Below are 24,858 nucleotides of genomic sequence, written 5' to 3'. Positions count from 1 at the left end.
GTATGTACAACATAAAGGGGGATGTCGATTGTCTTATCTCATTTTATTCGCCGCTGTATTTTTCTTGTCGACGAGCGTATTATTCGTCAAATGGACGTCCGCGCCGGCCGAAACGGCCGCGTTTTACCGAATGCTGATCACGTGTCTGATGTTGTTGCCATTTGTCGACTTCAAATCACTCATCGGGACGCGTCTCATGACGAGATATGCCTTGTTGCTCAGCGGGACGTTGCTGGCGTTCCACTTTTGGCTCTGGTTTTTGTCACTCGATTATACGACCGTCGCGAGTTCAACGTTATTCGTGACGTCGAGTCCGATTTTCGTTTTAATCGGGAACGCCTTGATCTTTAAAAAGAATCCGACCCGAAAAGGTTTAGCCTTCGCACTCATCGCCGTCCTTGGGGGCATGCTTGTCGCGGCGGGTGACATCCAACTTGGACGCGAAGCGCTCTTCGGGGACCTGCTCGCCTTAATCGCCGCCCTTCTTATCGCCGGCTATTGGCTCGTCGGTCAACACGTCCGGACCGAGATGAACACGAATACTTACTCGTTCAGCGTCTATCTCGTCGCGACGGTCGTCCTCTGCTTCATGCTCCTCGTGCGGGGGACGACGTTCACCGCGTTCGAATCGGTCAACTGGTGGTATTTCCTCGCCCTCGCCTTCTTCCCGACGATTTTGGGGCATAACTTGTTCAACTATGCGCTCGCCCGGGTCAGTGCCACCGTCGTCAGCATCACCATCCTTGGCGAGGCACTGTGGGGCATGCTGTTCGGGTTCTTCTTCTTCGACGAACGTCTCGGCGTGATGCAATGGATCGGCGCGGCCGTCCTGCTCGGCGGAATCTATTTGTTCCTAAAAGAAGACGCCCGTTCCACCAGAACGGACGTCGCTTCATAAATTGGTCGCTTTCGCTTCGACTTCTTCCTCAGACGGGCGGAACAATAACTTGCGGTCCCACACCGCCATGCCGACCGCCGTCAAGAAGGTCATGGCATCGGCGATTGGAAACGCGAGCCATACCCCAAACACGCCGAAGAAGTTCGGCAAGATGAAGACGAGCGGAATCGTATAGAGCGTTTGTCGCGACAGTGACAAGAACATCGCGACACGGGCCTTTCCGAGTGATTGATAAATGCCGTTGATGAGCATTTGCACGCTCGGGAGAAACGAGACGGCGAACAGCACATGGATGGCCGTCACCCCGCCGACAATCAAGTTCGCGTCGGTCGTGAACATGCGCATGAGCTGTTCCGGAATCAACTGGAGCGTCAGCCAGATGATGACCGCGATGGCAATCCCGACCCGCAACGCCGTCCAGATCGTCTCGCGCATCCGGTCGAATTGTCTGGCCCCGAAATTGTACCCGACGATCGGCTGCATGCCTTGGACGATGCCCATGATTGGCATCCCGACGAGCGCCATGAATTTATTGATGATTGCGAAGATGGCAAGCTCCTCGGTGCCACCATACGTTCCGAGCATGACGTTGACGCCGACGAATAGAATCGATTGCGACACCATCATGATGAATGAGGATGACCCAATCGCCATAATCTCTTTTAATTCGCCGAACCGTAGTCGAAACTTCCGCCATTGGAAGTCGAGCTCGGTCCGGCGATTTTTTTTCGCGAAGAAGAACCGAAGCATGAGGACCGATCCGACGACTTGGGCGAGCGCCGTCGACCAGGCCGCACCGTAAATGCCCCAGTCGAACGTGAAGATGAATAGCGGTGTCGTCACCAAATTGACGACGACGGTCGTGAGCATCACTTTCATCTGATAGGGCGCTTGTCCTTCAGCCCGTACCATCGCGCTCGCCGCGAGTGTGAACATGAAGAACGGCGAGCTGATCAGCACGACGGATAAGTATTGACGGCTCAGTTCCATGATGGCCGACGTCGCTCCAAACACTGTCAAAATGTCATCTAACATGAAAAAGGCGGAACTGACTGCGAAGGCCGCAAACACCCCGACGAGGACGAGCACGTTCAAAAACGTGACGGCGGCACCGGCATCGTCGCCTTTGCCTAGTTTCCGTGAACTGATCGATGCGCCGCCTAACCCGACCGCGCTCGAGACGGCCATGAGAATCATCTGGATCGGGAAAGCGATCCCGATGGCGGCCACGGCGGTCGCCCCGATGCCGCGGGCGACGAAGATCGTATCGATGATATTGTAGAGCGCCGTCACCAGCATGCCGATCATCGCAGGTAGCGACAGCTTGAATAGCAGGCGTCCGATCGGGTCGGTCCGGAGCTGCTCCGTATTTTGATTCATGCTTCCATCCCCTTTTTCGTCTATGTTAATAGGGTAGCAAGATTGGATGGAACGGTCGACTATGTTGTCTTACCGGATGTGTCAGACCGGGCTCGGCACTGGAGGGCTCACGACGCCGGCTTTTCGTTTGCGCATAATGAAATCGGTCACGACCGGCTGCTCGACTTTGACGCGCACCGTCATCATCGCCTGGTTCGCCGTCTCAAGTCTTTCTCCCGACTCATCGTACAGCTCATCGATTCGCTGGGAGAAACGGACGAAGCCGGGGCCGAAGAACTCGACTTCTTCTCCGCGTCGGAAATGGTTCCGCTGCTCGAGTGTTGCCATTTGTGTCGTCGGATCATACGAGATGACGCGTGCCGCAAATGCATATTGCGGGATGGCGCGCGGCTTGCCGAACAGTTGCTCGTTCTCGGTCGGGACGCCGTAATAGAATCCGGTCGCGAGTTCTCGTTGTGCCGCTTTCCAAATTTCTTCTTCCCACGCCGGGTCGAACTCGAACCCTTCAGGATCGGCGCAGTAGGCGTCGATGACTTGACGGTAGACGTTACAGACGGTTGCCACATAGTGAATCGATTTCATCCGTCCCTCAATTTTCAAGCTGTCGACGCCAGCATCGACCAAGTCCGGGATGTGGCGTACCATCGCCAAATCGACCGAGCTCATCGAGAACGGTTCCTCGTCGCGTGCCGCCATCTCGTCGGTCAACAGCTCGTCCGCCTCGAAGAAACCATATTTCCAACGACAAGATTGGGCACAGCCACCCCGGTTCGCATCGCGGAGCGCCATATGATTCGATAACGTGCAACGGCCCGAGTACGAGATGCACATCGCCCCATGGACGAACGTCTCGATTTCGACATCGACTTGCCGTTTCATTTCTTTGATTTCTTCCATCGAAACTTCGCGGGCGAGGACGATTCGCTCCAACCCTTCCTCTTGCCAGAAACGGAGTGTCTCATAGTTCGTTGCTGACGCCTGCGTCGACAAATGGACCGGAAGTCCCGGTGCATCCGTGAGGCACACCTCGATCATGGCCGGATCGGACACGATGACGGCATCGATGCCGATATCGCGAAGCTTGCAAAAGAACTCGCCAGCACCGTCGATATCCCCTTCATGCGTCACCATGTTGGCCGCGACATACACTTTTGCGCCACGCGCATGGGCAAACGCGACTCCTTCGGCTATCTCTTCGTAACCGAAGTTACCCGCCCGGGAACGGAGCCCGAACTGTTGCCCCCCGATAAAGACCGCATCGGCCCCGTACAAAATCGCCATCTTCAATTTTTCTAAGTTCCCAGCTGGTGCTAATAGTTCTGGACGTTTTTTCATCTCGGTTCCCTCACTTGATCTCTTCTGGATTTCGTAACAACAGTCCGGTCCCGAGCCGGAATTGTTCAGGTTGGAGTTCGGCGAGACGCCGTTCCATACCATGACGGTCGAACCGCCCGTTCAATAGATCCGACCGGGCTTTATCGAACAGACGGACGATGTCGACGAACGCATCGCCCGCATGCCAGCCTTCGAGTTTCCACGTGTGCAATCCGCCCTTCAAGAGCGTGGGCAATTGTCCCATGAGTGTCAAATCTTCAGAGAAGACGTGCGTACCGTTGTCGTCTTGATAGACGGGATAGCGACTTTCCGCATCCGACGGTTCGCTCACATAATACTCTCGTGCTTCTGCCAATGCGTTCGACCGGCCGATCTCGTTGAAGTAGTTCGTCAAGAGCGGACGTTTCGAATGATGGATGCACGTCGGGCCATACACTTGCACTTCGACCGGCAAACCGATCTGTTGTTGAATCATCCCGAGTTCGGTCAACGTCACTTCACGGGCTGCGATCGCCCCGATGGCGTCACGCTTCCCCCAAAACTGAATGTGTCTCGCCGACGTGACGAGCGTTTGAGCATCATACCAATAGGGGATATTGGCATTACGGATCAGGCGGATGGCGCCAGGGTCGCCTGCCGTCACACTGTCGATCCCGATCGCTTTGAGTTCCTGCAAATATTCAGGGAGCGTCTCGATCTGCTCGTTATGCATCAAGTTATTGACGGCGACCGTCACTTCTTTGCCGTATCGGTGGGCGACTGCTGTGACTTCTCGCACAGCCGGAAGTGACCAGTCACCTTTGTGGCGTAACCCGTATTTTGAATCTCCGATATAGATGCGGTCGGAGCCCGCCATGATTAGCGCCTCTGCTTGCTCGACGCTTTGTGCCGTAGTCACTAGCTGAATCATCATTTGCTTTCTTCTCCTCACTTTGTGAGTCTAATCACATATTCTTGCTATACTCTAGCACACGTTTTGATGTGGTGGCCGTGCAGGAATTTAACAACTCGTGAAGAAATCAGTAACAATGTATGACTTTTTACATCGAAGGAGTGGACGATTTTGACAAAAACCGCCTTAATTACTGGAGCCTCGACCGGAATTGGCCTCGATCTTGCCGTTTTAGCGGCCCGGGACGGGTATGACTGTATCCTCGTGTCTCGCAACGAGCCCCGTTTGCACGAATTGAAAAAAGTACTTGAGAAGCGGTACCGTGTCCACGTGCACGTATTCGCCCTCGACTTGTCTGAACATCAGGCCGCAAAACGGCTGACAAACGCGATTGAAGACGCCGGACTGACGGTCGACTTTTTAATCAACAATGCCGGTTTCGGGACGGCCGGCGAGTTCATCGACCTCGACGCCGAGATCGAGGCCGAAGAGGTCCGCTTGAACGTCAACGCCTTGACTGAACTGACGAAAGCCTACTTACCTGGCATGGTCGAGCGAAATCATGGTTATGTCTTAAATGTCGCCTCGGTCGCCGCCTTCCAACCCGGCCCTTACATGGCGGTCTATTATGCGACGAAAGCGTACGTGTTGTCACTCACCGAGGCGCTCCATGCCGAAGTGAAAGGGACAGGTGTGAACGTGAGCGTCCTGTGCCCGGGACCGACCGATACCGGTTTCTTCAATCGTGCCGGCAGCGAAATGATGGTGTCGAAAATGCCGTCCCACCTCGTCGCCTTTTTCGGCTATAAAGGCGTCATGAACAACAAACGCGTGGTCGTTCCCGGCGTCTCGAACCAGTTGCTCGTGGCCGCGGCCAAACTCATGCCTAGGGCGGTCAGCCTCGAGATCTTGCGCCGGTTCCAAAAACCGTCAGATGCCGGAACGGAAGATGTGCCGATGACCTGACAATCATAATCAATCAAAAGGAGGAGGTTCCCGTTGTGGGACCTCCTCCTTTTACGTATAGTGATTGTTCAATGTCGAGCCAACTGCACCATGCGCCGAATCAGTGAAACACCTGGAATGCACACCATCAGAGCGGTCGCCACGACGACTGCCCAGGCCAACACGCTCTCGAGCGTGACCGCTCGCTCGGCCAGTCCGTCAAGGACGCGTCCCCCTTGTACAGACAGGACGATCATTAGTGCAGGCCATACACTCGCGCCGAGAATACTGAGCATCCCATAGCGCGTTCGAATGAGACGACGAGACATCAACAATAAATTGAGTCCCATAAACAACAGTCCAATGAAAAGAAACCAACCGATTTCAACTAGATTGACGTATCCGCTCATGCACGCGTCACCTCACTCGGTGTGATATCTACTTGTTACCCGTCTTCTCGTACAAATATGCGAACGAACAGATCGTGCAATAAGATGAGAAAGACGGCATTCCCGATGCCATGGGCCATATCGAACGGCAAACTGAGCACGAGCAATTTGACGAAGTCGACCCCGATCACCTCGGCGAAGGACAGGTTGGCCGTCCATCCGAATAAAAAGCCGGCCCCGAGACCGACGGCGGCAAGGAACAACCGGGAGCGACGGAGCAATGGCTTCAAGAACGAGACGACGGCGACGACAAGGAGCCACCCTAAAAATTGAAACAGAACGAACGGACCGATCCCGAGCAACAGGCCTGATAAAATCGGAACGAACAATGCCAACATGGCCCCACTCGTGAATCCAAAATAAAGGGTCGTCAGCATGAGCAGCGCTGTCGAAGGTTGGACATTCGGGATGGCCACGAACAGCCAACGTCCGATGACCGCGAGAGCGAGAATTTGCGTCAAGACGGCAATCGGGGCGTCACTCCGTTCGAACCTCGACATGACCCCCGCTGCAATCAAGAGGATGAGGACATATGTGACCATAGCGCACTCCGTTTCATATAGTCGCTGCGATCCCCATCAAAGACGAGCATCCCGTTCGACAGGCAAATGATTCGGTCTGCCGCCTGAATCAGTTGCTCGTCATGGGTGGCACACATGATGTGCGCCGTCCCGGCCTTCTCGATTAACGCCCGTTCAAACTGAGAGCGCTCCTGCTCGGTCAAGCCCACGCTTGGCTCGTCCAACAAGAACAGAGATGCCTCAGAATCGAATATGGCTTGCAGTTGAGCGAGGCGACGATTCGTCGCATGCGGGAACGGACCAAACTCTTGCTCGGCCGGTAAATAAACCGGCCGCTCGGTCCATTTGACCTTCCCATACAACGGACGCACGCTTTTGGCAATCAATTCGAGCAACGTCGACTTCCCGCTGCCATTCGTACCGATACAGACGGTCAGACCCGGGCCCTTCATTTCGTAAGACACATGCTCGACCGCATAGGACGCCTGTAACGGGTGGCGATAGGACACGTCCGTAACGACAAGTTGAGGCTGATTCATGGTCGGATTGACGTGTAACGCGCCGGACGGACTATGTTCGCGCGCCCTATCCGTGTAAGCAATCCGAACCCCGAGCCCGGTCAGCCTGCTGAGCAACATCGTTAAATGCTCGACCCGAAACCGATCCAAATGTCGAAACGGCTCAATCAAGACGAGCGCCTCGGCTGAATCGGCGAGGGCGTGAGCGATGCGGACGAGTTGCCGTTCTCCGCTTGAGCACTCATCGAATCGCTTATGAAATAGATGATCGATTTGAAGAATGGCAGCCAGTTCGGCTCCTCGCAGGGCGTCACTCCCAGAAATGAGCGATGAAACCTTCCCGGCAAGCGGGGTATCAAGGCGGATGACTCGCGCTCGTTCTTCCCTCACCCACTCATCGAATTCATCATGTCCGTCTGCCAAGGATAACCAACGCATCGCGCAACCCTCCTTTCGTCAAATATGGATACAGTAACCACACGACCGGCACTCCCATCGAGGCGATCGCCACGAAACCGAGCAAGACGAGGCATTGGACGGTGTCATGCCGTTCGAAACGTCGCATTCGATTCGTCACATACACCGGTTCAAGACGTTGACTGTCGATACCGACCACGATCGCCTCTTGCCACTCGCGCCTCGGATGGCTCGCAATGGATAATCGCACCGCCCGCTCCATCGACGGGACGAGGGCCCATCCCCCATAGAGCAACCGGGTCGAACGCGGCCATCTGTTCAAGAACGGAAGCAATCGTTCGAGTCGCATGAACCGGTTCACCCAGATCATACCGAACAAAAATGTGGCTAATGGAATCAATTGATTCGTGATGCCCATGAGAGAGACGTTCCACCCAAAAACAATCGGTGCAAACGAGATCAGCATGAACGCGGCCAAAACACCGAGCATCGCCAGCGGAAATCGTCGTTCGAGGAGCAACAGGCCGACAAGTCCAAGAAGGAACCAGACCGAATCATTTAAATAAGTCAGGATGAACAAATGGGCCACTAAGAAGAAAAGGAGCGTGACCGGATGTCTGCGCTCCCAATCTGCCTCATTCGAAGAAAGAAATCGCATCTTCTTCGAAACGCCATTGAATAATATCGGTCGATTCGACTTCTTTGGCCCCAGCGCCTTCGTCGCCCGGGCTTCCATTAAAGGCGTAGACCCAGCCCGACGATTGACCGGCCGACTTCTCTTGAATGCCGTCGATCGCCGTCACGTATGTCATCTCTCCGCTACCGACCGATTCGATGTCGAGTTCAGTCGCTTCAAGGGCATCGAGCACTGTCGCCCCGTCCTCTAAACAGACGCTCTTCTCATGGAACAACGTCTCCTCGGTCGCAGCATCATAAACGGAAATCGTCGGTTCGACGTCACAGGCCGCATCTCCGTTCGTCGTTTCTTCCCCGCCGCATGCGGTCAAAAGTGGGACGAGTAAACTCATCAGGAGCAGTTTTTTCATTGGTCGGTCAAATCCTCTCGTTGATGGATAGAATAATTGTATAGAATCGTATATTTTTCACCAGTCGTCCGGCCTTCTTGACTGAGCCCAGACAATTGGATGCTGTTGGCGAGCACAGGTTCTCGTTGCAACCAGAACTTGACGAGCCGGCGATCACGATTGATCATGAGCATCGACTCGTTCTCGAACGTGTACATGTCGTACAGGCCGTCAAACGAGAACTGGAGAAGCGGCGCGTCGACTCGGTCCGCAAATTCAGACCAAGGCGTGTCGCGTACGGCATCGAGCATATGTTCAAAGTCGACGAGCTTCTCGAAAAACGCACTTCCCGAATCCATGTTCAGTTCGTCGACTTGGCGATACGACAACTCACCGGACTCGTCATAGTTGATTCGAATCTGTTGAAACGAGTTCGAGCGCTCGACCATGAGCAAATATTCGAGCGAGCGGAGTTCCCCGTCCTCGGTGAACACCATCTTGCTTCGGTCGAGTTTAATCGAGTCACTATTGATGCGACGTAAGATATTGTCCGTCATCCGGTCAAATGTCTCGTCTTGAATCGACACCGCCCCGATTTGTTGCGACTCGGCCCGGAACTCAGATTGATCAAACAACGGGACGAACAACAAGACGATGAAGAAAAAGAAGCCGACGAGCGCACCGTACCATTTATAGCGGCTATTTCGTTTCGGAAAAAACAAGAATGACATGAGAAAACCGATGGGGATATGGAACCCGCCAATCGGGAACGACACGATTCCGAGCAAAGAGAAAAATAAAAATTTAAAGAAAAAGTTCGGTTCGGGTTCTTTCAGTTGATTCAAGCGTAAACCTAGCAACGTACTGATGACAAAAAATCCAAGCCATACGTATAGTTGTACTGTCACGTTAATCCCCCACTGTAAACTCGAAGAAGTCGCTGGCGACAAAACTGTCTTTGAAGACGGCTCGGACTTCGTCTAAAAATTCATCATCTCGACCTTGATAGCGGGCCGAGATATGGGTGACAATCAAGCGTCCGGCTTGAACCGTCTTCGCGAGCGTCGCCGCCTCGACCGTCGTCGAGTGACCATATTGACGGGCGAGCTTTGCCTCTTCGTCCATGAACGTCGCCTCGTGGACGAGCACATCGACGCCTTCGGCGAGGACGACCGCGTTCGGACAAGGAATCGTATCCCCCAGAATCGCCACGATCGGTCCACGGACCGCGTCAGTGACGTATTCTTTAGAGAGATAGGTTTCTCCTTCAAACTCGAACGTCTCCTCTTGCTTGATCGTCCGATAGATCGGTCCGCTCGGAATCCCGAGCGCCTTCACTTTATCGACGAGAAGCGCACCCGGCCGTGCCGGTGCCTCGATCCGGAATCCGTACGATGGAAAACGATGGTCCAATCGTTTGACCTTGACGAGATGACCGTCCTGTTCGAACGTATCGCCGTCCTCATACTCGACGATCGACAAGTCATAACCGAGATACGACCCGGTCACTTTCATCGTCAACTCGAGCCACTTCTTGATGCCTTTCGGTCCGTAAAGCGTGAGCGGGCTCGACCCATCGAGCGCTGAACGCGTCGACAAGAAACCGGGCAGGCCGAACACGTGGTCACCGTGGAGGTGGGTCACCCAAACGGCCGAGACTTTGCGCGGTTTGACTTTTGTGTGGAGCATTTGGTGCTGGGTCGCTTCCCCGCAATCGATGAGCCACGTCTGTTTCGAAAGCGTGAGCGCCAGACCGGAAACGTTCCGCTGTTTCGAGGGCATGCCAGATCCGGTTCCTAAAAATTGTAACTTCATAAATAATTTTGTCCTTTCTTCTAGTGCATTCCATGCTATACTGTAGGCAATCGTTGATAAAGGATGTGATCCGTGATGAATAAAGTTGAACATTCCGACTCGATCTATGAACTGATCCGGGAACGGGCGACTTCAATGAATCGCAAACACCAACAAGAACTAGGCACCTCAATCCACATTCACGACATAGCGATGGAACTTCACTGTTCAGACGAACTCGTCTTGGAATCATTGGAATTCGCCGCATAATCACTCGAACACATAGGAAGAGCCGACATCGCGTCGGCTCTTTTTCACTTCGTTTTCGGTGTCGCGACGTGCTCGACAATTTGAACGACATATTCAACCAACTTGTATAGCTCGACGAGCGGCATGCGCTCGTTCGTCGTATGAATCTCTTCATAACCGACAGCGAGGTTAACGGTCGGAATCCCGCCCCCAGCGATGACGTTCGCATCTGACCCTCCACCTGAATGTAAGATTCGTGTCGGGCGTCCGATGGCCGCTGCCGCCGCTTTCGCGACTTCGACGACTTCGTCGCCTTCTTCGAACTTGAAGCCCGGGTACATGATGTCGATGTCGACTTCGGCTCGGCCACCATGTGCCGCTGCCGCCTCGACGTAAGCTTGTTTCATCGACTCGGCTTGGGCTTCCATCTTCTCGTGGATGAGCGAGCGCGCTTCGGCGAGCACCTCGACGTAATCGCAGACGATGTTCGTGGCACGTCCGCCTTCGAACCGTCCGATATTCGCTGTCGTCTCGTCATCGATTCGTCCAAGCTTCATCTTCGCGATCGCTTTCGCCGCGATTTGAATGGCCGAGACCCCTTTCTCAGGCGCGACACCGGCATGCGCCGTCTTACCGTAAATTCTAGCGTTCACTTTCGCTTGTGTCGGGGCAGCGACGATGATATCGCCGACCGGGCCGTCCGAGTCGAGCGCGAAACCGAACTTCGCATCAATTTTCGACAAGTCGAGTACTTTCGCCCCGACGAGACCTGACTCTTCGCCGACCGTGATGACGAATTGGATTTGACCGTGCGGAATCGCTTGTTCCGTCAAAACACGGACCAGCTCAATCATCGCCGTCAAACCAGTTTTATCATCAGCGCCGAGGATGGTCGTCCCATCCGTCACGACGTAGCCATCTTGAATACTCGTCTTGATCGCTTTACCTGGTGTGACCGTATCCATATGCGCCGTGAAATAAATCGGGTCGACGCCTTGTTTCGTAGCAGGTAGCGTGATGATGAGGTTGTTACCTGAATGAGCCGTTTTCGTCGATGCGTCGTCCTCGTAGACGTCACATCCGAGCTCAGTGAAGACCGCCTTTAAATGCTCACAGATGACTGCCTCTTCTTTCGTCTCCGAATCGATGCCGACCAACTGTAAAAATGTGTCAAGCACCCGTTTCTCGTTTACCATGAAAACATCCCTCCATCCAAACATTTCTAGGTTATTATAACAAACTCGTGCCGTTTGCACGAACCTTTTCCATTCTGTACAATGAGGACAAACACATTTGGAGGAACGTCATGAGTAAGAAACAGAAAAAGCGACAACGCATCATTCAAATCGGTGTCGTCGTCATCGTATCCATCTTTTTATTGAGCACGTTTTTGTCGGGGATGGCCATGTTCCTGTAACAATAGGATATAGCGCTCTTTCAAAATCAAGTAGCTCTTCACATCAGACAAAATATTGAGCAACGATGAACGTACCTCAAATTCCTCACGTGACGTGGGGAGGGGTACGTTTTTTCGATAATGCTCAATCGTCTCCTCGAGCTCCCGCAAGAACGTCGAGGCGTCGGCTTGTTGGTTGACGTTGTCGCCGACGAGTCGAAGGAACGTCGCGACCGGTTTGGCTTCATTGACGACGAGTGTGATTTCCCGTGAGTTCTCAGCGATGCGTTTCAAGATGTCATATTGCCGCTCCCGCATTCGGAAGTACAAGTAATCCATGTCCTCGTTCCGCTTCCCGATCGAATTCCCCATCCGGCGGAGCGCAAGATCTTTTCCTTGCTTCAAATAATCGCGTGTCTTCAACAGCATCATCGAATGGTCGTTATAGACGCCGGTCTCGACACATGCGGCCACATCATAAAAATGTACGGCGAGCGCCCGGTCGATATTGTCCTTGATGCGTTCGATCTCTTTATCGAGCGTCGGCATATACATGTTGACGACGAGCCCGACCCCGACCCCGATGGCGATCAACAACAACTCGTTCACGAACAAATCGAGTGAGAACTGTCCTTCCGTATACAGATGGGTCAGGATGACGACACTTGTGATCATGCCATCTTGCAGTTTGAGCTGTTGTACGAGCGGGATGAACATGACAAAATAAAGTGTGAGCGTCGCTGGCGAATAGCCGAGCAAGGTGAACATCAACGCACCCATGCCGATGGCAATCAAGCTGGCCATGACCCGTTCATAGGAGGCCCGAAACGACTTTTTCCGCGTCTCCTGAATACTGAGGATGGCGATGATGGCCGCGAAGACGTAATAGTCGAGATGGATCGTCTCCGAGATAAGCATGGCAATCCCGGCGGCTGCCGCCGTCTTGAGCGTACGTGATCCGATTTTCATAATATCTCCTCCTCTCTCACAAAATTGTTCACTAGTTTCTTCCGTTTGGCAATCCATATGTTTGGAAGTGATCGTATTGAAAAGAAAGAAACGCGGCGTGATCCCGACGATTCTCACGCTCGCTCTCGCCATATCCGGTTTCCTTTGGCTCCAAGATCGTCCGAGCGGGTCGTATACCGTTCAGACCTATGACAACGGGGACGTCTCGACCCGGTCGTTCGAGTCGCTCGATGAGGCGCGCGCCTACATGGAACGCGGGGGCAATCGCGCCCTACTCGATGCGTCGGGAGACGTCATCGATTTCACGGGTACTGGAATCGCGGTCACCCCGACCGACCGAATCACAAACCTATATCAGGACGCCGAGTTTAAGAAACGGCAGTCCTATGTCGCCGGTGGAACACGTCTCCGTCTCATGCAAACGGGCGACAAGCATTTGTTGGTAAATATCTCTGGGGCCGATGTCTACGTGAAGCCGGCCGACATGACGCTTTACCCGGACGCTGTCGTCGAGCGGCGCGGCTTCTATCAGATACAGGACGGACAAGTGTTCCATACCGTCGAGGCGAACGGCAATTTGGCCGGGACGTTTCTCGTCGGACCGGCACCGCAACAGTCGTCCGACCGATATTACACGGAGGACGTACGCGACGTGTTCGATTCGCCATACCAATTCGCTTCAATCGCGTCGAAGGCACCGTATTCGGCTCGCGAGCTCGACGCATTCCTCGAATCACTCGACGATAGCCCGCTCGCTGGGAAAGGCGACGCCTTCAAGGACGCCGAGGCCGAATTCGGCATCAACGCCTTGTTCCTCATGGCTGTAGCCGGACACGAGTCCGGTTTCGGTACGTCTGCCATCGCCCGTGAAAAAAATAACTTGTTCGGCTTCCAAGCGACCGACAACGATCCGAGCGGAAATGCGGCCTCTTATCCATCCGTCGAGGCGAGCATCGATGCGGCGGCTCGTTTATTCGCCGAGAAGTACGTGACCGGAGATTACGACCGCGGTCCGTTTCCGGGCAATAAACAAGAAGGCGTCAACGTCTTTTACGCCTCGGACCCATATTGGGGCGAGAAAGTCGCCGGGACGATGTATCGCATCGATCGTGAACTCGGATTGACCTATTTCAAACAGCTAAAATGACGGCCACGGCGGCCGTCATTTTTTTTGCAGGAATCCCCCCTTCGCTGAGCGAATACCTAAATGAACGACCATTCATTCCAAAGGGGGATTTGTATGAAAACGATTTGGATCACAGGTGGCTCATCGGGGATGGGCAAGGCGATGGCGCTAAAATTCAAAACCGAGGGTTGGAACGTCGCCATCAGCGGCCGCAACGAAGAGCGGCTACAAGAAGCGATGGGCGAACTGGAGGCCATCGGGGCCGGAGCAGCGATGGCCGTGCAACACGATGTGCGTGACTACGAGGCGTGTTCACAAGCACTCGATCAAATCAGCCAACGGTTCGGACCGGTGCATGCGCTCGTCAATAACGCAGCCGGCAACTTCGTCTGTCCGACGCTCGACTTGACGCCGAACGGCTGGACGAGCGTCATCGACATCGTCTTGAACGGGACGTTCAATTGTACCCACGTCCTCGGCAAACATTGGGAACGGGAGCAACTGCGGGACGGCTCCATCATCAACATGGTCGCCTCCTACGCCTGGCAAGCGGGCGCCGGTGTCGCCCCGAGCGCCGCCGCCAAGGCCGGGGTGCTCAATTTGACGCGGACGCTCGCCGTCGAATGGGGGTATCAGTTCGGGGCACGCGTGAACGCGATCAGCCCGGGCCCAATCGAGCGGACCGGTGGTGCCGACAAACTCGCCGTCCACGTCATAGAAGTCGAGCGCATCCGTCGTAACGTGCCGCTCGGACGGTTCGGCACACCCGAAGAGATTGCCGACCTCACCTATTGGATGGCGTCGGACGAGATGCGCTATTTGAACGGAGAATGTATCTCGCTCGACGGCGGCCATTGGCTCAATAAACATCCGTTCTAACCGAAAACGGCCGAGGAGATTCCTCGGCCGTTTCATATGTCTTGTCCCGTCCATTCCGCTTCGAACCTGTCCAAAAATGAGACCATGAATGCGTGGCGTTCCCGAGCAATCTGTCGTGCCCGTTCCGTATGCATCCCATCCGCGAGCCGGAGCAACTTATCATCGAAGTGGGCGACCGCACTTGTCGCATCGTTCGGGTCATATAAAGCCGTTCCGCGTGACCCCGCGAATTGGAACGTGCGGGCGATGCCGATCGCCCCAATCGCGTCGAGTCGATCCGCATCTTGCAGGATGGCACTTTCCAACGTCGATGGACTTCTATGTTTCGAGAACGATGTCTCGCCGATGATCGTCAGGACGTGCGCCCGTCGATTCGGGTCGAGCGCTAACGTGTCCAAGTGACGCGCGACGAGCCCCGCCTCGCGACCGAGCTTCTCATCCTCGACGTCGTGCAAGAGCGCCGCAAGCGTCAAGACAAGCCGATCGACGTCTCCCCCTTCGGCGAGATGCATGGCTAAGCGGCGCACCCGCTCGAGGTGGGCCATGTCATGACCGGTATAGTCCCCGGCATGCAGCGCCGCCACGTACCGTTCGGTCTCGAGCACCGCTGGATGACTCATCAAATCTCGATCGTCGTGTTCGGCTCGATCAAGAGGCCGCGTTGGTGCAGTTGATCGCAGAAAGCCTGTGCGTCTTGTTTGATGGGTGGGAACGTGTCGAAGTGAATCGGTACGACCCGTTTCGCTTGGAGCCAGTGCGCGGCATCGAGTGCGTCGACCGGTCCCATCGTGAAGTTGTCACCGATCGGGAGGAACGCGACGTCGATATCGAACCGCTCCCCGTACAGTTTCATGTCCGAGAACAGGGCCGTGTCCCCGGCGTGATACACCGTGAGCGCCTCTGTCTCGATGATGAACCCGCCCGGCATACCCATGTAGATCGGGACGTCCCCCATATCAAGACTCGAGCTATGGAACGCCTGCGTCATCGTGACGCGACCGAACGAAAACGAATGTCCGCCCCCGATGTTCATGCCGTGGACCGAATAGCCTTTTTTCTCATAATATGTCGCCAGTTCGTGCGTCGCGACGATTGTCGCACCCGTCTGTTTCGCAATCAGTTCCACGTCTTCGATATGGTCGAAATGAGCGTGGGTGAGCAGGATATAGTCTGCTTTGACGCTCGCCGGATCGACGTCCGTGTGCGGATTGCTCGTCAGGAACGGGTCAATCAAAACGGACGTCCCGTCGATATCGAGTTGTACGGTTGCATGGCCATAGTATGTGATCTTCATAGAAATCCTCCCTTTCTGTTATCAGATGGAATCTTTCACTTATAATACTTTTTCTAAGAAGCGTTTTGCGCGGTCGGTCTGCGGATTGAGGAGCAGGTCGGCCGGTTTGCCTTCTTCCATCAAGATACCTTCGTCGAGGAAGAGGACGCGGTCCGCCACTTCGCGGGCAAAGCCCATCTCGTGCGTGACGACGACCATCGTCATCCCTGAATCGGCGAGTCCTTTCATGACGTCGAGCACTTCGTTGACCATCTCTGGGTCGAGCGCCGACGTCGGCTCATCGAACAACATGACGTTCGGCTCCATGGCGAGCGCCCGGGCGATCGCGACCCGTTGCTTCTGTCCACCCGACAGTTGGCTCGGGTAAGCGTCAATCTTCTCCGATAATCCGACGCGTTCGAGGAGCTTTTTAGCTCGTTCGATCGCTTCGGCCTTGCTCACTTTCAAGACGTTAATCGGCGCGTACGTCAAGTTGTCGAGTACGTTCATATGCGGGAACAAGTTGAACTGTTGGAACACCATGCCGATGTTTTGACGAGCCTTCGAGACGTTCGCCCCTTTTTTCGTGAGCTCATAGCCGGCGACGCTGACCGTGCCGGACGTCGGCACTTCAAGCATGTTCAAGCAACGGAGGAACGTCGATTTCCCGGAACCGGACGGACCGATGACGGCGACGACTTCCCCTTTCTCAATCGATGTCGTAATTCCTTTGAGGACCTCGAGGTCACCAAATTGTTTGTATAAATCCTTTACTTGTATCATCTGCCATCACTCTTTCTAAGCCGTTTTTCTAGACGTTGACCAAGATACGTCAACACCATCACTATTGTAAAGTATATCACACCGGCAAACAGGAGCGGTTCAAAGTAGATCGCCTTTTGCCCACCGACGATTTGCGCCCGACGCATGATGTCGAGCACACCGACCGTCGAGACGAGCGCCGATTCTTTCGTGAGCGTGATCATCTCGTTGACGAGGGCCGGCAAGATATTTTTGAACGCCTGCGGCAAGATGATTGACCGCAGTTGTTTGACGTACGGGACGCCGAGGGCATCCGACGCTTCCCACTGTCCTTTATCGACCGCTTGAATCCCGGCCCGAATGATTTCCGAGATATACGCCGCCGAGTTGAGTGAGAAGGCGATGACGGCCGATTGGTACGGCGTCGTGATATAACCGGTCAATTGCGGCAACCCGAAGTGGATGATCGCGAGTTGCAAGATGAGCGGTGTCCCGCGGAACACGGCCGTGTAGGCGTGCCCGATGAAGTTGACGAGACGGTTTGGGACGATCTTGAATGTGGCGACGACGACCCCGAGCGTGATCCCGAGCAAGGCCGAGACGAGCACGACTTGAAACATGACCGGGATCCCTTCGAGAATATACGGTATAGAATCATAAATCCGACTAAAATCCATTGTGAGTTCCTCCTAAAAAAAGGCTGACTGATATTTTCAGTCAGCCTTCTTCAATCTTTATTCAGCTGGTGCTGCTTCTTGTTCGAACCATTTTTGTGCCAACTTCTCGATGTCTCCTGAATCGATCATCTTGTTCAATTCTTCATTGAATTGATCGCGAAGCTCATCGTCCTTACGGAAGGCGGCGGCAGAACCGGCCTCTTCTTCATCGACGATTTCAAACGTTGAAAGTTCGCTGTCTTGGTCGAGGTATTTCTTCGCGACCGTGTCCTCGATGACCATTGCATCGATGCGACCAGTCTTGATTTCCTGGATGATCTCCGGGATCTTGTTCAAGGCGACAATTTCAGCGCCCGGGATTTGTTCTTTAGCGATCCCTTCTTGAATCGAACCAAGTTGGACCCCGACTTGTTTCCCGTCTAAATCTTCAAGCGACTGGACGGCATCCCCTTTTGACAAGATCAAGTTTTTCGCAGTGAAGTAGATGTCTGAGAAATCAGCGTTCTCTTTTCGTTCTTCTGTCGGTGTCATACCTGCCATGACGAAATCGACACGGCCAGCGTTCAGCGCCCCGAGTAGGCTACCGAAATCCATGTCTTCAATTTTCAATTCATAGCCCATATTCTCGGCCACTTGCTTGGCGATGTCGATATCGAAACCGACGATCTCGTCGCCGTTCGCCGTATCGACGAACTCATATGGGAAGTAGTCCGCACTCGTCCCCATGACGATGACTTTATCCTCCTCATCGGTCGACGTCGAACCTCCTTCGTTCACGTCTGCCCCACAAGCTACCGTGAAAGCGGCAAGACTTGCGATACATAATGCTAAAAAACCTTTTTTCATGTTCATCGTCCCTTTCTTCTATATAGGATAAAATTATCAGAACTTTAACAAAATTATGACATATATGTGAATAGTGCTCAACTGTTCTTCGACTCATCATATGTCCGACTTGTTCTTCAACCACTATATACACATAATTATTACTTGTAAAGTATATTCATGCATAAAATATAAAAAAATACGGTCACATTCGCTCGTAAGCAAAATAAGTGACCGTACCGTTGTCGCGAGAGCCGTAGGGCTGCACCCGTTTGACCGACGCGATCGGGATGGCGCTATACACGTGGGGATAGCGTTCCCCGTCCTCGTCAAACTCGTAGTGGAGCAGGCTGCCGAGACGTCCGACATGGAACGAGACGAGCACGACTCGCTCCCCATGATAATGTCGACGCACGAATTTGCCGATCTGTTGCGGGGTGCAACAACGAATATAACCTTCCGTCTGGAGGGTTGGTTCATTGATCTCGCCGCGCGACAAAGCAATCGTATATTCGGCCTCGCTCATGATTTTGACGACTGGTTCCATCTCATCGATCCCTTCTTAAGGAAAAGCGCAAAGGCAAGGCCTCTGCGCTCACTTCTTAGGCGTAGTAAATATCGAACAACGTCTGTAACTGCTCGACGAGCTCTTCGGCCGTCGATGACTCGATCGTGCTCCGTTCGACCATCGTGACGATATTGCCGTCTTCTAACAGCGCGATCGATGGTGACGACGGGGCGTAACCTTCGAAGTATTCACGGGCCCGGTCCGTCGCTTCACGGTCTTGACCCGCGAACACAGTCACGAACTGGTCCGGTTTGACGCCTTCCATCTTGTTCACGTACGCTGCTGCCGGACGAGCGATGCCACCAGCACAGCCACATACCGAGTTGACGAGCACGAGCGTTTTGCCTTCTTTTGTTAACGCCGCGTCGACTTCTTCCGGTGTCGTGAGTTCTGTGTACCCTGCAGCGCGTACCTCATTGCGAGCTTGTTCGACTACATCTTGAAAGTATAATTGAAAATCCATATTGTTTCCCCTTTCGACTTGCGTCTGTTCTTTCTTATTTTACGTCTAGTGGATCGGTTAGGACAAGTCTATCGCTCAATTGTCCTTCGAGGAACGGTGTCGCGTTCAACAGCGTCTTGAAGGCCACATAACGGGCCCGCGCTTCAGCGGTCGCTTCCCGGTTCGTCAAATAGGCCCGGATGAGGATGTTCTTCGGCGTGTGCTCCATATCGATGAACTCGAGCAGTTGCGCCTCATAGCCGACGAGTCCAAGTAATTCGGCCCGAATCGAATCGGTGGCGAGCGCCGCGAACCGTTCTTTGATGAGCCCATGCTGCAACATGACGTCGAGGCTCGGCGCCTCGAGTTGACGATTCAATTCTTTTTGACAACAAGGGACGCTCAAGATGACTTTAGCTCCCCAGCGAACGGCCCGGGCGAGCGCCATGTCCGTCGCGACGTCACAGGCATGAAGCGTGACGACCATATCGACCGCCGTCTCGCCTTCGAACTCGTTGATGTCCCCGACGAGAAACTCGAGGCGCTCATAGCCGAGGTCACGGGCAATCCCGGCACATTCTTCGATGACTTCTTTCTTCAAATCGAGCCCTGTGATATGGACGTCATAGCCTTTCATTTCATGCAAGAAGTGATAGAGGGCGAACGTCAAATATGACTTCCCTGAGCCGAAATCGAGAATCCGGACGGTCCGGTCGGTCGGTAAATGTTTGATTGAGTCTTCGATAAATTCGAGGAAGCGGTTGATTTGTTTGAACTTGTCGTATTTTTGACGCTTCACTTTTCCGTCCTCGGACTGGACGCCGAGGCGGATGAGGAACGGTACCGGTTCATCGAGCGGTAACAAATACTGCTTCTCGCGGTTATGGCTCAGCTTCACTTGTTTGACGGCAGTCTCACGTTCTTTGAACGTTACTTTGAACTTTTTAGACAGTTGAAAGTGGACCTCGGACGCCGTCAACTGGAACTGACCTTGGCGGAACGTCTCGAGCAATTCATCGAGCTCGATGACCGCCTCGTCCGGTGTGAGATTTTTATGTTTCATCACCCGTTCAAATTGGTATTCGAACTGTATATGGTACTCGCCTTTCAACAGGACCGGCTTCAATTTGACCCGGCGCAAATCGTTCGACTTTTGACGCGGTTGGCTGACTGTCGCCGTCACGAGCTCGTTCTGGCGAATCACATCAGCGAGTCGCTGTTTTAACTCTGTATATTCCACTGCGTTCATCCTTTTTTCAATAGTTTCGAAACTTTTAGTCACGTGTATTCGTACATACTATTACACGAACACGTGCAAACGTCAAAGGAGGATTATTGTATGTTCAAAAAGTTATTATCATCGATTGGGATCGGTGCCGCGACGGTCGATACACGGCTCGCGGAGAACGCCTGTGTGCCAGGCGGGACGCTCGATGGTGTCGTCCATATCAAGGGCGGCAGCACCGAGCAATCGGTCGACCGGATTTACATCTTCTTCAACACGCTCTATAAGCATGAGGTGAACGACAAGACAACGTACTCGACGTTCACGATTGAGAAGATTTTGTTGAACGAGGCGCCGTTCATGATTGGTCCCGAAGAAGTGAAAGAAATCCCGTTCACGATCGACGTGCCGTTCAACACGCCGATTTCGGTCAGCCAATCGAAATCGTGGATTGAGACCGGTCTCGATATCGCCCAGGCCGTCGACCCGAAAGACGAGGACTCGATTCTCGTCAAACCGAACCACGCTCAACAGGTCGTCCTCGACGTGCTCGATGACATCGGTTTCCGCTTGAAAAAAGCTGATACGGAGATGCTCCCGGCCCGCCATCGTTCCGGCCGTCTCCCGATTGCCCAAGAACTCGAATATTCACCGAACGGCACGAGCTATGGACGCAAACTCGATGAGCTTGAAGTCGTCATGCTCCAAACGGAGTCGTCTCTAGACTTATTGATTCAAGTCGACAAGAGCGTCCATAATCTCGGCAGCCTGTTCGCCGACTTGACGGGGACCGACGAGTCGACGCACCGACTCAGCTATACGAACACCGAGCTCGCCTCGCCCGAACGGATTCGCCGCGATCTCGAGGCATTGATTGAACGTTCCATCTGAACCATGTTGCCACGGACAATTCCCGTGGCTTTTTTTATTTTTCATATAAAAAGTCCTGCCTTCGACTGAAGGCAGGACGTGAATCAATAGAGCGTATACGTGTCTGGATCGATCGATTCGAGCGATTGCTTGATCGCCTGCAAGAATTGACCGGCGACGAGACCGTCGAGGACACGGTGGTCGACCGACATACACAAGTTGACCATGTCACGCGCCGCGAACATCCCATTCACCCAAACCGGACGTTTCACGATCGACTCGACCGACAGGATGGCCGCTTGCGGATAGTTCAAGATCGGTGCCGATTGAATCGAACCGAACGCACCCGTGTTGTTGATCGTGAACGTGCCGCCGCGCATCTCGTCCGCTTTCAAACGGTTGCCGCGGGCACGGGCCGCCACGTCTTGAAGGGCGACAGCGAGCCCTTTGATGTTCTTCTCGTCCGCATGTTTGATGACCGGGACGTAGAGGGCGTCGTTCGCTGCGACGGCGACCGACAGATGGATATCTTGATGGACTTTGATGTGATCGCCCGCCCATTCCGAGTTCATCATCGGATGTTTTTTCAACGCCTCGATCGCCGCCTTCATGAAGAACGGCATGAATGTCAGTTTGACACCTTCCCGCTTGAAGAACTCGTCTTTCAACTTGGCCCGCGCTGAGACGAGGTTCGTCACATCGACCTCGATCATGAGCCACGCATGCGGGGCCTCATGTTTCGAGCGGACCATGTTGTTGGCGATCGCTTGACGGACACCGGCTGTCGGAATCAATTCGACGCGGTCCGTTGAGACGTCAGCAGAAGTCGTAGCAGCTGGCGTTACAGCCGGGGCAGCAACTGTTTCAGGCACTTCGAGCTTCACTTGGGTCATCGTCTCTTGGACTGGCGCCTGCGTCGCCGCTTCCGGTTTGACCGGACGGCCTTCTGACAAGTAGCGGAGGACATCTTTGCGCGTGATGCGACCACCGAGGCCGCTGCCGTCGAGCTCGTTCAAGTCAATCGCGTTCTCATTGGCGAGTCGGATGACGGCCGGCGAGAAACGGCCGTTATTCTGTTTTCGTGGTGCGGCCGACGCTACAGTGACCGCTTGCTTCGTCTCGACCGGGGCCGCTTCGACTTGTGCCGGTTCTGCTACCACTTCTGCTTTCGCTGGCGCCGAATCGGCACCTTCGACTTCCATGACGAGGACCGGTGTGCCGACGGCGACCGTGTCCCCTTCACTGATTAAAATCTGTTTCACGACACCGGCACTCGTCGCCGGAATCTCAGCGGTTACTTTATCGGTCATGACCTCGGCGAGCGGCTCATACTCCTCAACGCGGTCACCTGGTTTGACGAGAAACGTTGTGATCGTCCCCTCAGTGACACTTTCCCCGAGCTGTGGCATTTTAATTGTCTGTTCCATATGACCCCTCCTTAAAAGGCGGCGAGCTGACGTGCCCGCTCCGCAATTTTTTCAGGGGATACGATGAAGAACTTCTCCATCGGTGGTGCATACGGCATCGACGGAACGTCCGGTCCCGCCAGACGTTCGATCGGCGCATCGAGTTCAAATAGTGCTTTCTCAGCGATGATGGCCGCGACTTCCCCGATGATGCTGCCTTCTTTATTGTCCTCGGTGACGAGGAGCACTTTCCCGGTTTTCTTGACGGCTTCAACGATGGCGTCTTGGTCGAGCGGATAAATTGTGCGCAAATCGAGGATGTGCGTGCTGACCCCTTCGGTTTCAAGCATCTTCGCCGCTTCCTGGGCCATGTGGACGCACAGACCGTACGTGATGATCGTGATATCGTCACCTTCCCGCTTGACGGCGGCCTTGCCGATCTCGACCGTATACTCTTCGGTCGGGAGTTCCGACTTCAATAGACGATACGCCCGTTTGTGCTCAAAGAAGAGGACCGGGTCATTCGAACGAATGGCTGCCTTGAGCAATCCTTTCGCATCGACCGGATCGGACGGGATGACGACTTTGAGTCCAGGCGTCGAGTTGAACATCGCCTCGACCGATTGAGAGTGATAGAGCGCACCATGGATCCCGCCGCCGAACGGTGCACGGATGACCATCGGGCACGTCCAATCGTTATTTGAACGATAGCGGATTTTCGCCGCTTCCGAGACGATTTGGTTGACCGCCGGCATGATGAAGTCGGCAAATTGCATTTCGGCAATCGGACGCATGCCATACATGGCCGCCCCGATCCCGACACCTGCGATTGCGCTCTCGGCGAGCGGCGCATCGATGACGCGGTCCTCGCCGTACTTCTCAATCAAGCCTTGGGTCGCGCGGAACACACCGCCTCGGACACCGACATCTTCCCCGAGCACGAAGACGTTCTCATCGCGTTCCATCTCTTCATGGATCGCTTCATTGATCGCTTCAATAAACGTTTTCATCACATTTCCTCCTCGTACACATGGTCCATCGTCGATTCAGGAGACGCATATGGTGCCTTGTCGGCGTACGCAGTCGCCTCATTGACTTCACGATCGACGTTCGCCTCGATCTCTGCGAGTTCTTCCTCGGTCATGACGCCATCCTCAATCAAACGCTTCCGGAACAATTGATTCCCGTCGCGATTTTTAAGGTCAGCCAACTCTTCGACCGAGCGGTACGCTTTGTCATCGTCATCCGACGAGTGCGGTACGAGACGTTCGACTTCGGCTTCGATGAGCGTCGGGCCTTCGCCGCGAAGAGCGCGGGCGCGGGCTTCTTTCACGGCGACATAGACGGCAATCGGATCCGTCCCATCGACCGTGACGCCCGGCATCCCGTAACCTTTGGCGCGGTCCGATACGCGCTCACAAGCGAGTTGCTTCGAGAGCGGTACCGAGATGGCGTATTTGTTGTTCTCACAGAACAAGATGACCGGTAGCTTGTGGACACCGGCGAAGTTCGCACCTTCGTGGAAGTCACCTTGGTTCGATGAGCCTTCTCCGAACGAAACAAACGTGACGAGTTCTTCTTTTTTCAGTTTGGCGGCGAGCGCCACACCGACCGCATGCGGTACTTGCGTCGTCACCGGAGACGAGCCCGTCACGATGCGGTGCTGTTTTGAACCGAAATGCCCTGGCATCTGACGACCGCCCGAGTTCGGGTCTTCCGCCTTGGCGAACGCCGACAACATCAAGTCGCGAGCCGTCTGTCCGAAGTGGAGGACAACGGCGACATCGCGGTAATACGGGAGAATATAATCCGTCCCTTTTTCGAGCGCGAACGCTGCCCCGACTTGGGCCGCCTCTTGTCCTTGACACGAGACGACGAACGGGATTTTTCCGGCACGGTTCAATTTCCACATGCGCTCATCGATTTTACGGGCGCGGACCATCGTCTCGTACATCGCACCGAGGTCTTGTTTTGTCAATCCTAGTTCCTCATATGAATTCACAGTCATCTGTTCCAT

General features: G+C 54.2%; 29 protein-coding genes. 6 read left to right on the top strand and 23 right to left on the bottom strand.

Features of this window, described 5'->3' with window-relative positions:
• Positions 1-28 precede the first annotated feature (28 nt).
• Entirely contained in the window at positions 29-898 is an 870-nt protein-coding gene (locus KNP86_RS05585; RefSeq protein ID WP_214753161.1) for a DMT family transporter, read from the top strand.
• Here the strand turns inward: KNP86_RS05585 and KNP86_RS05580 are convergent.
• From KNP86_RS05580 to KNP86_RS05570, 3 genes are all read right to left on the bottom strand, one after another.
• A complete protein-coding gene (locus KNP86_RS05580; protein WP_214753159.1) occupies positions 893-2,278 on the bottom strand; it encodes an MATE family efflux transporter in 1,386 nt (461 codons plus the stop codon). The two genes, KNP86_RS05585 and KNP86_RS05580, sit on opposite strands and share 6 nt — an antisense overlap.
• An 81-nt stretch (positions 2,279-2,359) precedes the next feature.
• The gene (locus tag KNP86_RS05575; RefSeq protein WP_214753157.1) at positions 2,360-3,613 is read right to left on the bottom strand and encodes a peptidase U32 family protein; all 1,254 of its coding nucleotides are present in this window, start codon (positions 3,611-3,613) and stop codon (positions 2,360-2,362) included.
• Between the two features lie 10 nt (positions 3,614-3,623).
• Complete coding sequence (locus KNP86_RS05570; protein ID WP_214753155.1) at positions 3,624-4,526, bottom strand: peptidase U32 family protein; 903 nt, start codon at positions 4,524-4,526, stop codon at positions 3,624-3,626.
• A 150-nt stretch (positions 4,527-4,676) separates the two neighbouring features.
• Here KNP86_RS05570 and KNP86_RS05565 point away from each other — a divergent pair, with 150 nt between their 5' ends.
• Positions 4,677-5,471, top strand: a complete 795-nt coding sequence (locus KNP86_RS05565; RefSeq protein ID WP_251130432.1) for an SDR family NAD(P)-dependent oxidoreductase — start codon at positions 4,677-4,679, stop codon at positions 5,469-5,471.
• 68 nt (positions 5,472-5,539) lie between these two features.
• Here the strand turns inward: KNP86_RS05565 and KNP86_RS05560 are convergent, their stop codons facing one another.
• Genes KNP86_RS05560 through rnz form a run of 7 tightly spaced genes read right to left on the bottom strand, consistent with a single transcriptional unit; the run spans position 5,540 to position 10,195 of the window.
• Positions 5,540-5,860, bottom strand: a complete 321-nt coding sequence (locus tag KNP86_RS05560; RefSeq protein ID WP_034777912.1) for a hypothetical protein — start codon at positions 5,858-5,860, stop codon at positions 5,540-5,542.
• A gap of 35 nt (positions 5,861-5,895) precedes the next feature.
• Positions 5,896-6,441: a hypothetical protein gene (locus KNP86_RS05555; RefSeq protein ID WP_214753153.1), complete on the bottom strand. Its 546-nt coding sequence runs from the start codon at positions 6,439-6,441 to the stop codon at positions 5,896-5,898.
• On the bottom strand, positions 6,414-7,376 hold the full coding sequence (locus tag KNP86_RS05550; RefSeq protein ID WP_214753151.1) for an ATP-binding cassette domain-containing protein: 963 nt from the start codon (positions 7,374-7,376) through the stop codon (positions 6,414-6,416). Before KNP86_RS05550 ends, KNP86_RS05555 begins: the two co-directional genes overlap by 28 nt.
• Complete coding sequence (locus KNP86_RS05545) at positions 7,345-8,013, bottom strand: hypothetical protein (protein ID WP_034777918.1); 669 nt, start codon at positions 8,011-8,013, stop codon at positions 7,345-7,347. Before KNP86_RS05545 ends, KNP86_RS05550 begins: the two co-directional genes overlap by 32 nt.
• Positions 7,991-8,401 (bottom strand): DUF4430 domain-containing protein, encoded by a 411-nt coding sequence (locus KNP86_RS05540; protein WP_138859296.1) that lies wholly within the window; start codon positions 8,399-8,401, stop codon positions 7,991-7,993. The genes KNP86_RS05545 and KNP86_RS05540 overlap by 23 nt, the downstream gene beginning before the upstream one ends.
• Positions 8,398-9,288, bottom strand: a complete 891-nt coding sequence (locus KNP86_RS05535) for a hypothetical protein (protein WP_138859295.1) — start codon at positions 9,286-9,288, stop codon at positions 8,398-8,400. Before KNP86_RS05535 ends, KNP86_RS05540 begins: the two co-directional genes overlap by 4 nt.
• A gap of 1 nt (position 9,289) precedes the next feature.
• Complete coding sequence (gene rnz / locus KNP86_RS05530) at positions 9,290-10,195, bottom strand: ribonuclease Z (protein WP_214753149.1); 906 nt, start codon at positions 10,193-10,195, stop codon at positions 9,290-9,292.
• A 75-nt stretch (positions 10,196-10,270) separates the two neighbouring features.
• On the opposite strand from rnz, the gene KNP86_RS05525 reads away from it, so the two are divergent.
• The gene (locus KNP86_RS05525; RefSeq protein ID WP_167491781.1) at positions 10,271-10,444 is read left to right on the top strand and encodes a hypothetical protein; all 174 of its coding nucleotides are present in this window, start codon (positions 10,271-10,273) and stop codon (positions 10,442-10,444) included.
• 44 nt (positions 10,445-10,488) lie between these two features.
• Here KNP86_RS05525 and KNP86_RS05520 read toward each other — a convergent pair whose 3' ends face one another.
• Together KNP86_RS05520 and KNP86_RS05515 are read right to left on the bottom strand one after the other, a co-directional pair.
• The gene (locus tag KNP86_RS05520; RefSeq protein ID WP_214753147.1) at positions 10,489-11,619 is read right to left on the bottom strand and encodes a M20/M25/M40 family metallo-hydrolase; all 1,131 of its coding nucleotides are present in this window, start codon (positions 11,617-11,619) and stop codon (positions 10,489-10,491) included.
• A 179-nt stretch (positions 11,620-11,798) separates the two neighbouring features.
• Entirely contained in the window at positions 11,799-12,788 is a 990-nt protein-coding gene (locus KNP86_RS05515; protein ID WP_034777929.1) for an aromatic acid exporter family protein, read from the bottom strand.
• 67 nt (positions 12,789-12,855) lie between these two features.
• Here KNP86_RS05515 and KNP86_RS05510 point away from each other — a divergent pair, with 67 nt between their 5' ends.
• Together KNP86_RS05510 and fadH are read left to right on the top strand one after the other, a co-directional pair.
• Positions 12,856-13,935 (top strand): N-acetylglucosaminidase, encoded by a 1,080-nt coding sequence (locus KNP86_RS05510; RefSeq protein WP_353048159.1) that lies wholly within the window; start codon positions 12,856-12,858, stop codon positions 13,933-13,935.
• Positions 13,936-14,028: 93 nt separating this feature from the next.
• Entirely contained in the window at positions 14,029-14,793 is a 765-nt protein-coding gene (gene fadH, locus KNP86_RS05505) for a 2,4-dienoyl-CoA reductase (RefSeq protein ID WP_371815273.1), read from the top strand.
• A 32-nt stretch (positions 14,794-14,825) separates the two neighbouring features.
• Here the strand turns inward: fadH and KNP86_RS05500 are convergent, their stop codons facing one another.
• The 8 genes from KNP86_RS05500 to KNP86_RS05465 form a co-directional block, all read right to left on the bottom strand.
• Positions 14,826-15,413: an HD domain-containing protein gene (locus tag KNP86_RS05500; protein WP_214753143.1), complete on the bottom strand. Its 588-nt coding sequence runs from the start codon at positions 15,411-15,413 to the stop codon at positions 14,826-14,828.
• Positions 15,413-16,087: a metal-dependent hydrolase gene (locus tag KNP86_RS05495; protein WP_034777938.1), complete on the bottom strand. Its 675-nt coding sequence runs from the start codon at positions 16,085-16,087 to the stop codon at positions 15,413-15,415. The genes KNP86_RS05500 and KNP86_RS05495 overlap by 1 nt, the downstream gene beginning before the upstream one ends.
• Positions 16,088-16,126: 39 nt before the next feature.
• Positions 16,127-16,849 carry an amino acid ABC transporter ATP-binding protein gene (locus KNP86_RS05490; RefSeq protein ID WP_034777940.1) on the bottom strand — a complete coding sequence of 241 codons (723 nt, stop codon included), beginning with the start codon at positions 16,847-16,849 and terminating at the stop codon, positions 16,127-16,129.
• Positions 16,846-17,505, bottom strand: a complete 660-nt coding sequence (locus tag KNP86_RS05485) for an amino acid ABC transporter permease (RefSeq protein ID WP_034777942.1) — start codon at positions 17,503-17,505, stop codon at positions 16,846-16,848. The genes KNP86_RS05490 and KNP86_RS05485 overlap by 4 nt, the downstream gene beginning before the upstream one ends.
• A 57-nt stretch (positions 17,506-17,562) precedes the next feature.
• On the bottom strand, positions 17,563-18,351 hold the full coding sequence (locus tag KNP86_RS05480) for a transporter substrate-binding domain-containing protein (protein WP_214753400.1): 789 nt from the start codon (positions 18,349-18,351) through the stop codon (positions 17,563-17,565).
• Between the two features lie 184 nt (positions 18,352-18,535).
• A complete protein-coding gene (locus KNP86_RS05475) occupies positions 18,536-18,877 on the bottom strand; it encodes a DUF952 domain-containing protein (protein ID WP_021067681.1) in 342 nt (113 codons plus the stop codon).
• Positions 18,878-18,932: 55 nt separating this feature from the next.
• Positions 18,933-19,361 (bottom strand): BrxA/BrxB family bacilliredoxin, encoded by a 429-nt coding sequence (locus KNP86_RS05470; protein WP_034777946.1) that lies wholly within the window; start codon positions 19,359-19,361, stop codon positions 18,933-18,935.
• Between the two features lie 34 nt (positions 19,362-19,395).
• On the bottom strand, positions 19,396-20,580 hold the full coding sequence (locus KNP86_RS05465) for a class I SAM-dependent methyltransferase (RefSeq protein WP_214753141.1): 1,185 nt from the start codon (positions 20,578-20,580) through the stop codon (positions 19,396-19,398).
• 99 nt (positions 20,581-20,679) lie between these two features.
• Here KNP86_RS05465 and KNP86_RS05460 point away from each other — a divergent pair, with 99 nt between their 5' ends.
• On the top strand, positions 20,680-21,456 hold the full coding sequence (locus tag KNP86_RS05460; protein ID WP_214753139.1) for a sporulation protein: 777 nt from the start codon (positions 20,680-20,682) through the stop codon (positions 21,454-21,456).
• 83 nt (positions 21,457-21,539) lie between these two features.
• Here KNP86_RS05460 and KNP86_RS05455 read toward each other — a convergent pair whose 3' ends face one another.
• The 3 genes from KNP86_RS05455 to KNP86_RS05445 are packed head-to-tail and all read right to left on the bottom strand — an operon-like array spanning position 21,540 to position 24,849.
• Positions 21,540-22,862: a dihydrolipoamide acetyltransferase family protein gene (locus KNP86_RS05455; RefSeq protein WP_214753137.1), complete on the bottom strand. Its 1,323-nt coding sequence runs from the start codon at positions 22,860-22,862 to the stop codon at positions 21,540-21,542.
• An 11-nt stretch (positions 22,863-22,873) separates the two neighbouring features.
• Positions 22,874-23,851: an alpha-ketoacid dehydrogenase subunit beta gene (locus KNP86_RS05450; protein ID WP_214753135.1), complete on the bottom strand. Its 978-nt coding sequence runs from the start codon at positions 23,849-23,851 to the stop codon at positions 22,874-22,876.
• Positions 23,851-24,849: a thiamine pyrophosphate-dependent dehydrogenase E1 component subunit alpha gene (locus KNP86_RS05445; RefSeq protein ID WP_034779950.1), complete on the bottom strand. Its 999-nt coding sequence runs from the start codon at positions 24,847-24,849 to the stop codon at positions 23,851-23,853. Before KNP86_RS05445 ends, KNP86_RS05450 begins: the two co-directional genes overlap by 1 nt.
• Positions 24,850-24,858: the final 9 nt, after the last annotated feature.

It is taken from the genome of Exiguobacterium sp. s16 (assembly GCF_018618115.1).
Lineage (GTDB): Bacteria > Bacillota > Bacilli > Exiguobacteriales > Exiguobacteriaceae > Exiguobacterium > Exiguobacterium mexicanum_A.
This window is presented reverse-complemented; position numbering and strand designations above follow the sequence as displayed.

Coding starts and splice junctions, on each gene's coding strand:
- KNP86_RS05580 (WP_214753159.1), bottom strand. CDS start 2,278: ATGAATCAAAATACGGAGCAGCTCCGGACCGACCCGATCGGACGCCTG.
- KNP86_RS05575 (WP_214753157.1), bottom strand. CDS start 3,613: ATGAAAAAACGTCCAGAACTATTAGCACCAGCTGGGAACTTAGAAAAA.
- KNP86_RS05570 (WP_214753155.1), bottom strand. CDS start 4,526: ATGATGATTCAGCTAGTGACTACGGCACAAAGCGTCGAGCAAGCAGAG.
- KNP86_RS05560 (WP_034777912.1), bottom strand. CDS start 5,860: ATGAGCGGATACGTCAATCTAGTTGAAATCGGTTGGTTTCTTTTCATT.
- KNP86_RS05555 (WP_214753153.1), bottom strand. CDS start 6,441: ATGGTCACATATGTCCTCATCCTCTTGATTGCAGCGGGGGTCATGTCG.
- KNP86_RS05550 (WP_214753151.1), bottom strand. CDS start 7,376: ATGCGTTGGTTATCCTTGGCAGACGGACATGATGAATTCGATGAGTGG.
- KNP86_RS05545 (WP_034777918.1), bottom strand. CDS start 8,013: ATGCGATTTCTTTCTTCGAATGAGGCAGATTGGGAGCGCAGACATCCG.
- KNP86_RS05540 (WP_138859296.1), bottom strand. CDS start 8,401: ATGAAAAAACTGCTCCTGATGAGTTTACTCGTCCCACTTTTGACCGCA.
- rnz (WP_214753149.1), bottom strand. CDS start 10,195: ATGAAGTTACAATTTTTAGGAACCGGATCTGGCATGCCCTCGAAACAG.
- KNP86_RS05525 (WP_167491781.1), top strand. CDS start 10,271: ATGAATAAAGTTGAACATTCCGACTCGATCTATGAACTGATCCGGGAA.
- KNP86_RS05520 (WP_214753147.1), bottom strand. CDS start 11,619: ATGGTAAACGAGAAACGGGTGCTTGACACATTTTTACAGTTGGTCGGC.
- KNP86_RS05515 (WP_034777929.1), bottom strand. CDS start 12,788: ATGAAAATCGGATCACGTACGCTCAAGACGGCGGCAGCCGCCGGGATT.
- fadH (WP_371815273.1), top strand. CDS start 14,029: ATGAAAACGATTTGGATCACAGGTGGCTCATCGGGGATGGGCAAGGCG.
- KNP86_RS05500 (WP_214753143.1), bottom strand. CDS start 15,413: ATGAGTCATCCAGCGGTGCTCGAGACCGAACGGTACGTGGCGGCGCTG.
- KNP86_RS05495 (WP_034777938.1), bottom strand. CDS start 16,087: ATGAAGATCACATACTATGGCCATGCAACCGTACAACTCGATATCGAC.
- KNP86_RS05490 (WP_034777940.1), bottom strand. CDS start 16,849: ATGATACAAGTAAAGGATTTATACAAACAATTTGGTGACCTCGAGGTC.
- KNP86_RS05485 (WP_034777942.1), bottom strand. CDS start 17,505: ATGGATTTTAGTCGGATTTATGATTCTATACCGTATATTCTCGAAGGG.
- KNP86_RS05480 (WP_214753400.1), bottom strand. CDS start 18,351: ATGAAAAAAGGTTTTTTAGCATTATGTATCGCAAGTCTTGCCGCTTTC.
- KNP86_RS05475 (WP_021067681.1), bottom strand. CDS start 18,877: ATGGAACCAGTCGTCAAAATCATGAGCGAGGCCGAATATACGATTGCT.
- KNP86_RS05470 (WP_034777946.1), bottom strand. CDS start 19,361: ATGGATTTTCAATTATACTTTCAAGATGTAGTCGAACAAGCTCGCAAT.
- KNP86_RS05460 (WP_214753139.1), top strand. CDS start 20,680: ATGTTCAAAAAGTTATTATCATCGATTGGGATCGGTGCCGCGACGGTC.
- KNP86_RS05455 (WP_214753137.1), bottom strand. CDS start 22,862: ATGGAACAGACAATTAAAATGCCACAGCTCGGGGAAAGTGTCACTGAG.
- KNP86_RS05450 (WP_214753135.1), bottom strand. CDS start 23,851: ATGAAAACGTTTATTGAAGCGATCAATGAAGCGATCCATGAAGAGATG.
- KNP86_RS05445 (WP_034779950.1), bottom strand. CDS start 24,849: ATGACTGTGAATTCATATGAGGAACTAGGATTGACAAAACAAGACCTC.